The following is an 8,890-nucleotide window of genomic DNA, read 5'->3' on the forward strand; positions in this document are numbered from 1 at the left end:
CCTTATGGCGCAGCTTATTACAATCATTCTTCTGGTGGTGGGATCCGTCATCCTCTACCGCCGCTTCGTCCGCGATGCGGAAAAGCTTTCCGCGAAATCGAAACAGCGCGAGAAGGAACGCGAAACCGGCGCGATCGGCACGCTGATCAAGGACCCCGAAACCGGTGAGTACCGTGTGAAGCGCGACGACGAGGCGTAAGCCGGCGTCGAAGCGCATAAATCCTTGACCCCTTCGCCATGCCGTGGCACCAGTCCGCATCCGAAGTAAGTCAATGCTTACTTGTCCTCCTAACGCCGCGATGACTGCAATGACCGATATTCCAGACCATATGAACCCCAAGCGTTCCTTTCAGGCGCTTATCCTGACGCTGCACAACTACTGGGCCGACAAGGGCTGCGCGGTGTTGCAGCCCTATGATATGGAAGTGGGCGCGGGTACGTTTCATCCAGCCACGACCCTTCGCGCACTCGGCCCGAAGCCGTGGAAGGCCGCCTATGTGCAGCCGTCGCGCCGGCCGTCCGACGGTCGTTACGGCGAAAACCCCAACCGCCTGCAGCATTATTACCAGTATCAGGTCATTCTGAAGCCCAACCCTTCCAACCTTCAGGAACTCTATCTCGGTTCGCTGAAGGCCATCGGCCTTGATCCGCTGCTGCATGACGTTCGCTTCGTTGAAGACGACTGGGAAAGCCCGACGCTCGGCGCCTGGGGTCTCGGCTGGGAATGCTGGTGCGACGGCATGGAAGTGTCACAGTTCACCTACTTCCAGCAGGTCTGCGGCATCGAATGCTCGCCGGTTGCGGGCGAGCTGACCTATGGTCTGGAGCGTCTCGCCATGTATGTTCAGGGCGTCGACAATGTCTACGACCTGAATTTTAACGGCCGCGAGGGCGAAGAGAAGATTTCCTATGGCGATGTCTTCCTGCAGGCCGAGCAGGAATATTCCCGCCATAATTTCGAATTTGCCGATACCGCCATGCTGCATCGCCATTTCATCGACGCCGAAAAGGAGTGCCTGGCGCTTCTCGCTGCGGGTGCGCCCGGTGATAACGACAATCAGCGCCTGCATAAATGCGTGTTCCCGGCCTATGATCAGTGCATCAAGGCAAGCCATGTCTTCAACCTTCTGGATGCGCGCGGTGTAATTTCGGTAACGGAGCGGCAGAGCTATATCCTGCGCGTGCGCACGCTGGCGAAATCCTGCGGCGAGGCCTTCCTGCTGACGGATGCGGGCGGGCTGAACTGGAACCGGGCTGCCTGATTTTTGGTGGTAAGCTGTTGTCCAAAGTTTTGATGAATTTGAAAGGCCGTTCTTGACGGCCTTTTATTTTGTGAGGATTGGTATGCTGAATATAACGATGGGTTTAACCGTGAATAATATTAGAAATTTCTGTTTTTTATTTGTGCTTACACTCGGATCCATTCTCGGCAACAGCGCGGCTGCGGAAACGACGGACTGGATGAGCGGCAACGATGCCTTTGCCCGCGCCGACAAGTTGCGTTCTTTCGGAATGATCGTCACCCGCATGGAGTGCAAGGACAGCGGCCAGCGCTCTCTCGATGTGGGCAGTGCGCTCGTCCGCATGCACTACACGCGCAATACGAAAATGCTCGACTGGGTCATAGACGGCTGGAACCATCTGGAGGGAAACAAGGAGTATTGGGCCGAGCGAGGCTACAGGCTTGCCTCCTATACTCTTTTTGTACGCAAGGTATCCGGTCTGAAATTATATTGTACCGTCTTTTATAAATAACGGGTGTTTGCTTACCGCAGCGTGTCGCTTCCGGCAAAAACGGACAGAATGAGCGAAGCCCCATGACTTTGCGGTAATGAGCGGCTATCGTGCGCGCAACGAAGCTGGGAATCGCAATTCATGTTCATCACGCTGGCAATCATCGCGGCAATCGCGCTTTATGTCGTCTTCATCTATAACGGTCTGGTCAAGGCGCGGCAGATGAAGGAAGAGGCGTGGTCGGGCATCGACGTGCAGCTGAAGCGCCGCGCCGATCTCATTCCCAACCTCATCGAGACCGTGAAGGGTTACGCGGCGCATGAAAAAAGCACCTTCGAGGAGGTGATCGCCATGCGCAACCGGGCGCAGGCCGTGCCGGCGGGGGATGTTGAAGGTCGTGCCCAGGCCGAAGGGCTGCTGTCGCAGGCGCTCGGCAAGCTCTTTGCGCTGGCCGAAGCCTATCCCGATCTCAAGGCCAATGCGAACTTTCTGGAATTGCAGCGGTCGCTGGAAACCATCGAAGGTGAACTCCAGATGTCGCGCCGTTATTACAATGGCGCTGCCCGCGATCTCAACGTCAAGGTGGAAAGCTTCCCGTCCAATCTGGTTGCAGGCCAGTTCGGATTTTCCAAGGCGCCCTATTTCGAGATCGAGAACCCGGCCGACCGCGCCGTGCCGACCGTGAAATTCTAAGCGCATTACTTTTTCGGCGGCTTAAAACCTCCCGTTCAAATTCCGATAATCCGGCTCTTCGCCGCATTCTTTGACAAGACGACAATCATGATCGAACTGACCATCACCCCGCCCGGCCACCCGCTTTCCGGCAAGGTCGAGCCGCCCGGCTCCAAATCCATCACCAACCGCGCGCTTCTCCTGGCTGGCCTTGCCAAGGGCAAAAGCCACCTGACCGGCGCGCTGAAAAGCGATGATACGCTTTATATGGCCGAAGCCCTGCGCGAGATGGGCGTCACGGTCACCGAGCCTGATGCCACCACCTTCGTGGTGGAAGGCACGGGTGTACTGCAGCAGCCGGAAAAGCCGCTTTTCCTCGGCAATGCCGGCACCGCCACGCGGTTTCTCACCGCTGCCGCCGCACTTGTGGATGGCGCCGTCATCATCGATGGCGACGAGCACATGCGCAAACGCCCGATCATGCCGCTGGTGGAAGCCCTGCGCTCCCTCGGCGTCGAGGCGGAAGCGCCGACCGGTTGCCCGCCCGTCACCGTCTGCGGCAAAGGCACAGGGTTCCCGAAGGGCAGCGTCACCATCGACGCCAACCTCTCCAGCCAATATGTGTCGGCACTTCTGATGGCGGCCGCCTGCGGCGACAAGCCTGTCGATATCATCCTCAAGGGCGAGGAAATCGGCGCGAAAGGCTATATCGACCTTACCACATCAGCCATGGAAGCTTTCGGTGCGAAGATTGAGCGGGTCAGCAACGCCATCTGGCGCGTGCATCCGACCGGCTACACCGCGACCGATTTCCACATCGAGCCGGATGCTTCCGCCGCTACCTATCTCTGGGGTGCGGAGCTTCTCACCGGCGGTGCGATCGACATCGGCACGCCCGCCGACAGGTTCACCCAGCCGGATGCCAAGGCCTATGACGTCATGGCCAAGTTTCCGCATCTGCCCGCCGAAATCGACGGTTCCCAGATGCAGGACGCCATTCCGACCATCGCGGTTCTCGCCGCCTTCAACGAGACGCCGGTGCGTTTCGTCGGCATCGCCAACCTGCGCGTCAAGGAATGCGACCGCATCCGCGCCGTCTCGCTCGGCCTCAACGAAATCCGCGACGGTCTAGCGCATGAAGAAGGCGACGACCTGATCGTGCATTCCGATCCGGCGCTCGCAGGCCAGACGGTCGATGCCTCCATCGATACCTTTGCCGACCACCGCATCGCCATGAGCTTTGCGCTCGCGGCGCTGAAGATTGGCGGCATAGCCATCCAGAATCCGGCTTGTGTGGCCAAGACCTATCCGGGCTACTGGAAGGCGCTCGCCTCGCTCGGTGTCGAGTACACGGAAAAGGAAAGCGCTGCCGAGCCGCAGCACTGAAACCGGCTGGAGGGAACCGCCCGTGAAGACCATCGCCGCAAGACTTCTCGCGCTGCTCGTCTTCCTGGGCGCGGCCTTCCCGGCTTTCGCGGAGGAATTCATCCGCTCCTACCATTCCGTCATCGAGGTGGCGGCGGACGGCAAGCTGGCGGTGACGGAAACCATCACCGCCCGCGCCGAAGGCCAGAACATCAAACGCGGCATCTTCCGAGATTTCCCGCTTTACGCGCTGGATGCGAATAACCGCCGCACCAAGGTGGATTTCAACGTCGTGTCGGTGGAGCGGGACGGCGCGCCGGAAAACTGGCGCACCGAAAATATCGATGGCGGCATCCGCATCTATACCGGCAGCGCCGACCGTTTTCTGCCGACCGGCGAGCATGTCTTCCAGATCACCTACACCACCGCCCGGCAGATCCGTTATTTCAGCGATTATGACGAACTCACCTGGAACGTCACCGGCAATGGCTGGCAATTCCCGATGGGCGAGATTTCCGCGACCATCACTCTGCCGGAGGGCGTGAAGGCAACGGATACCGCCGTCTTCACCGGGCCGCTGGGTGCGAAGGGCAAGGATGCGCGGGTTCTGAACGAAGGCAACGAGGTGTTCTTCGCCTCCACCCGCCCGTTTTCGGTGGGCGAGGGCATGACGGTTGCCGTGAAGCTGCCCAAGGGCGCCATCGCTGCCCCCGATTCCTCACAGGAGGCGGGCTGGTGGCTGCGCGATAACTTGGCCATCCTGCTTTCGGGCGGCGGCCTTTTCGCCATTTTGCTTTATTACCTGCGAGCCTGGTTCGCCGTGGGCCGTGATCCCGCCAAGGGCGTGGTCGTGCCACGCTGGGATGCGCCGGAGGGGCTTTCTCCGGCTCTGGTCAACTACGTCGATAACAGGGGTTTTTCCGGTGCGGGCTGGACGGCGCTGTCCGCCTCGGCACTTGATCTCGCGGTCAAGGGTTTCGTCGTTCTGGAAGACCTGAAGAACGCCATCGTCATCAGGCGCACGGAAAAGGCAACCGCTGCCGATCTGCCGACCGGGCAGAAGACGCTGCTTGCCTCCATTGGCGGTGCGGGGGAGATGCTGACCATCGACAAGGCCCATGGTGCGGAGGTCGAAAAGGTCGGAACGCAGTTCCGCGCGGCGATAGAGAAAGAACATCGCGGCAAATATTACCGCAACAACGCCGGTTATACCGTGTTCGGCATCTTCTTCAGCATCGCCATCATCGTTGCGACGCTGGTGTTCGGCGATCTCGATGAAAGCGCCATTGCCGCCATTCTGGTCTTCGGCTTTTTCGCCTTCTTTTTCAGCATCCTGTCGATCGGTATCGGCCGGCAGTTCTCGCGCGGTGCACCGCTGCGCAAGCGCATTGGCGGCATTGTCATGCTGGCTTTTGCCGGTTTCGTGGCCTTTTCGGCCATTGGCGGCATCGCCACGCAAATCCTTCTGGATGTGACACATGACACCAAGTCGCTGGCTCTGGCCGCCATCGGCGGCATCGTGCTCACCAATGCGCTGTTCCTGTTCCTGATGGGCGCGCCGACGCCGCTCGGCCGCAAGCTGATGGATGGCATCGAAGGTCTCAGAACCTATCTGACGCTGGCGGAAAAGGACCGGATGAATACGGCGGGCGCCCCCGCCATGTCGCCGCAGCATTTCGAGAAATTGCTGCCCTATGCGGTCGCGCTCGGCGTCGAAAAACCGTGGAGCCGCACTTTCGAGACCTGGCTTGCGACAGCCGCTGCCGGTGCCGTTGCGGCAAGTTATGCGCCCGGCTGGTATTTGGGCAGCAACTACGGCAGCTTCGGTGACAGGATCGGCGGGTTCTCGACCTCCATGGCGAGCACCATCGCTTCCACCATCCCCCAGCCCGTCAGCTCCTCCGGCTCCAGCTTTTCGGGCGGTGGCGGCGGCGGTTTTTCCGGCTCGGGCGGCGGTGGCGGTGGTGGCGGCGGCTGGTAACGCCCGCCGGCGGTAATTTAACCGATTGCCTTGGTGACTTTTGCCGCGTTGCTTGCTAAGCCGACCTGTCGTTTTTCACGGCATACATCGTCCGACAAAAGATACAAAGATAAAGTCCTGATCCCATGCCTGATCTTCTGCTTGAACTCCGCTCCGAGGAAATCCCCGCCCGCATGCAGCGCAAGGCGGCTGGCGATCTGAAGAAACTCGTCACCGACGCGCTTGTGGAGAGAGGGCTGACCTATGAGGGTGCGCGTGAATATTGGACTCCGCGCCGTCTGACGCTGGATATTCGCGGCCTCAACGCCCGCTCCGCCGATGTGCGTGAGGAAAAGAAGGGTCCGCGCACCGACGCCAATGAAAAGGCTATCGAGGGCTTTCTGCGCGGTGCTGGCCTCAACGATGTCTCGGAAGCGCAGGTCGTTTCCGATCCGAAGAAGGGCGATTTCTATATCGCCATCATCAACAAACCCGGCCGCCCGGCGGAAGAGATCATCGCCGAGGTGATGCCCGGCATCATCCGCTCCTTTCCCTGGCCGAAATCCATGCGCTCCGGCCCGGCCTCCATGCCGAAGGGTTCCAGCTATGGCGGCATTGAAGGCAAGGGCTCGGAAAGCCTGCGCTGGGTGCGCCCGCTGCAATCCATCGTCTGCCTGTTTGGCCCCGAACACGACGAAACGCAGGTCATTCCTTTCGCCATCGACGGCATTGTCGCCGGCAACGTCACCTATGGTCATCGTTTTCATGCGCACGGCCCGATCACCGTGCGCCGTTTCGAGGACTATGTCTCCAGCCTTGAAAAGGCGAAGGTCATTCTTGATGCCGAGCGCCGCAAGGACATCATCCTGCACGACGCCAAGGACCTTGCCTTCGCCAATGGTCTCGACCTCGTGGAAGACGAAGGCCTGCTGGAAGAAGTTTCTGGCCTCGTCGAATGGCCGCAGGTGCTGATGGGCACTTTTGAGGAAGACTATCTGCAAATCCCGGCGGAAATCATCCGCCTCACCATCAAGACCAACCAGAAGTGTTTCGTCACCCGCGCGCAGGGTGCGGAAGAGGGACTTTCCAACCGCTTCATCCTGATCTCGAATATCGAGGCAAGCGACGGCGGCAAGGAAATCATCCACGGCAATGGCAAGGTCGTGCGCGCTCGCCTGTCGGATGCCCGCCATTTCTGGAGCCGCGACCAGGGCGATCTGCCAGATCTGGAAACGCTCAAAGGTTCGGCCGCTAAATTCAGCCTCGATCTCAAAAACCCGCTCGACCAGCGCATGGCCAAGCTCGATGCGCTGAACGTTACCTTCCATGCCAAGCTCGGAACGCAGGGCGAGCGTGTGACGCGTATTCGCGAATTGGCGAAGGCGCTTGCGCCGATCGTTGGCGCGGATGCTGCGCTGGTGGACCGCGCCGTGGTGCTCGCGAAAGCCGACCTGCGCACCGAAGCCGTCGGCGAATTCCCCGAGCTTCAGGGCCTGATGGGCCGCAAATATGCGGCTCTGCAGGGCGAAAATGAAAGCGTCGCGGCGGCGATCGAAGATCACTACAAGCCGCAGGGCCCCTCCGACCGCCTGCCGGCGGACAAGGTGGCCATCACGGTTGCTCTGGCTGATAAGCTCGATACGCTCGTCGGCTTCTGGGCCATCGATGAAAAACCGACCGGTTCGAAGGACCCCTTTGCGCTGCGCCGTGCGGCGCTCGGCGTCGTGCGCATTCTGCTTGAGAAGAACGTGCGCCTTTCGCTGCTGAGCGTTGCGAAGGATGCGGACCTTCTCTCCTTCTTCCACGACCGCCTGAAAGTCTACCTCCGCGACCTCGGCGCCCGTTACGATCTGATCGACGCGGTGCTGACGCAGGAGTCGGACGATCTGCTGATGATCGCCCGCCGTGTCGAGGCGCTCACCGCCTTCATCACCGGAGAGGATGGCCGAAACCTTCTGGCAGGCGCCAAGCGCGCCACCCAGCTTCTGGCCGCCGAGGAAAAGAAGGGCACTGTGGTCGCTGACGGCGTTTCGGAAGAGCTGCTGAAGCTCGATGCCGAAAAGGCGCTTTACGCGGCGATCAAGACCGCTTCTGCCGATGCCGCGAAGGCCGTCGAGGCGGAAGATTTCCGCTCCGCCATGCAGGCGCTTTCGACGCTGCGCGTCCCTGTCGACACGTTCTTCGAGGATGTGCTCGTGAATGACGAGGATGCGGCCATCCGCGCCAACCGTCTGGCGCTGCTGAAAGCCATCCGCGAGGCGACCGGAACGGTTGCGGATTTCTCGAAGATTACCGGGTGAGGGAATTTGGAGGGACCGTGGCGTCGCGTGCGCGGTTCACCCCCCTCTGCCCTGCCGGACGTCTCCCCCTCAAGGGGGGGGGAGATCGACCAGCGGCGGCCTACCAACTACATTGAACGTCGCGGGAAGAGCGGGGAGCATGCCTCTTGCCGATCTCCCCCCTTGAGGGGAGATGCCCGGCAGGGCAGAGGGGGTAGGCCGCGACCGCGACCCCCGCAGGATGATTTCCCAATGTCTCACACGCCCCCCAAAATCCTCATCAGCGCCTGCCTTCTCGGCCAGCCCGTGAGATATGACGGCAAAGGCAAACCCTTCTCCCACCCGGCGATAGACCGCTGGCGGCAGGAGGGCAGGCTGGTGACAATCTGTCCGGAAATGGCCGGCGGCATGCCCGTGCCGCGTCCGCCGGCGGAAATCGAGAAAGGGGCCTCCGGTCTCGATGTGCTGGAAGGCCGCGCCCGTGTGCTGGAAGTAACCGGCGGCGATGTCACGGCTGAGTTCATCGCCGGTGCGGAAAAGGCGCTCGCCTTCGCCAGGGCCAATGGTTGCACTCACGCGCTTCTGATCGACGGCAGCCCGTCATGCGGGTCGCTTGCGATTTACGATGGTTCGTTTTCGGGTATCAAGCACGCAGGCAATGGCGTGACAGCCGCCCTGCTGGAAAAAGCCGGTATTGCCGTATTTTCACCTGCCGATATTGACCGGTTGGATGCGCTCTCTCGTTGAGACGAGACCACGCAGACACGACATGGCTCGTTTCCGAACGTGCTGACACTCTCCTCCGTCATACTCGCTGACGTTGCCCCCAAGTTTTATCCAGTTTTGAGTTCGCTCCAGCGGTTTTGGGTTGCTGTATTCT

General features: G+C 60.6%; 8 protein-coding genes. All 8 read left to right on the forward strand.

Going from position 1 to position 8,890, the window contains the following annotated elements:
* Positions 1–4 precede the first annotated feature (4 nt).
* Positions 5–199 (forward strand): NfeD family protein, encoded by a 195-nt coding sequence (locus WDZ78_RS22300; RefSeq protein WP_020010487.1) that lies wholly within the window; start codon positions 5–7, stop codon positions 197–199.
* Between the two features lie 100 nt (positions 200–299).
* On the forward strand, positions 300–1,262 hold the full coding sequence (locus tag WDZ78_RS22305; RefSeq protein WP_026372527.1) for a glycine--tRNA ligase subunit alpha: 963 nt from the start codon (positions 300–302) through the stop codon (positions 1,260–1,262).
* Between the two features lie 82 nt (positions 1,263–1,344).
* Positions 1,345–1,755, forward strand: a complete 411-nt coding sequence (locus WDZ78_RS22310; RefSeq protein WP_236774041.1) for a hypothetical protein — start codon at positions 1,345–1,347, stop codon at positions 1,753–1,755.
* 120 nt (positions 1,756–1,875) lie between these two features.
* The gene (locus WDZ78_RS22315; RefSeq protein ID WP_003503249.1) at positions 1,876–2,427 is read left to right on the forward strand and encodes a LemA family protein; all 552 of its coding nucleotides are present in this window, start codon (positions 1,876–1,878) and stop codon (positions 2,425–2,427) included.
* An 87-nt stretch (positions 2,428–2,514) separates the two neighbouring features.
* Positions 2,515–3,792, forward strand: a complete 1,278-nt coding sequence (locus WDZ78_RS22320) for a 3-phosphoshikimate 1-carboxyvinyltransferase (RefSeq protein ID WP_425674272.1) — start codon at positions 2,515–2,517, stop codon at positions 3,790–3,792.
* Between the two features lie 22 nt (positions 3,793–3,814).
* Entirely contained in the window at positions 3,815–5,752 is a 1,938-nt protein-coding gene (locus WDZ78_RS22325) for a DUF2207 domain-containing protein (protein ID WP_425674273.1), read from the forward strand.
* Positions 5,753–5,877: 125 nt separating this feature from the next.
* Positions 5,878–8,031 carry a glycine--tRNA ligase subunit beta gene (gene glyS, locus WDZ78_RS22330; protein WP_425674274.1) on the forward strand — a complete coding sequence of 718 codons (2,154 nt, stop codon included), beginning with the start codon at positions 5,878–5,880 and terminating at the stop codon, positions 8,029–8,031.
* A 231-nt stretch (positions 8,032–8,262) separates the two neighbouring features.
* The gene (locus tag WDZ78_RS22335) at positions 8,263–8,757 is read left to right on the forward strand and encodes a DUF523 domain-containing protein (protein ID WP_425674275.1); all 495 of its coding nucleotides are present in this window, start codon (positions 8,263–8,265) and stop codon (positions 8,755–8,757) included.
* Positions 8,758–8,890: the final 133 nt, after the last annotated feature.

It is taken from the genome of Agrobacterium sp. M50-1 (assembly GCF_049843495.1).
In the GTDB taxonomy this organism is placed as follows: Bacteria; Pseudomonadota; Alphaproteobacteria; order Rhizobiales; family Rhizobiaceae; genus Agrobacterium; species Agrobacterium radiobacter.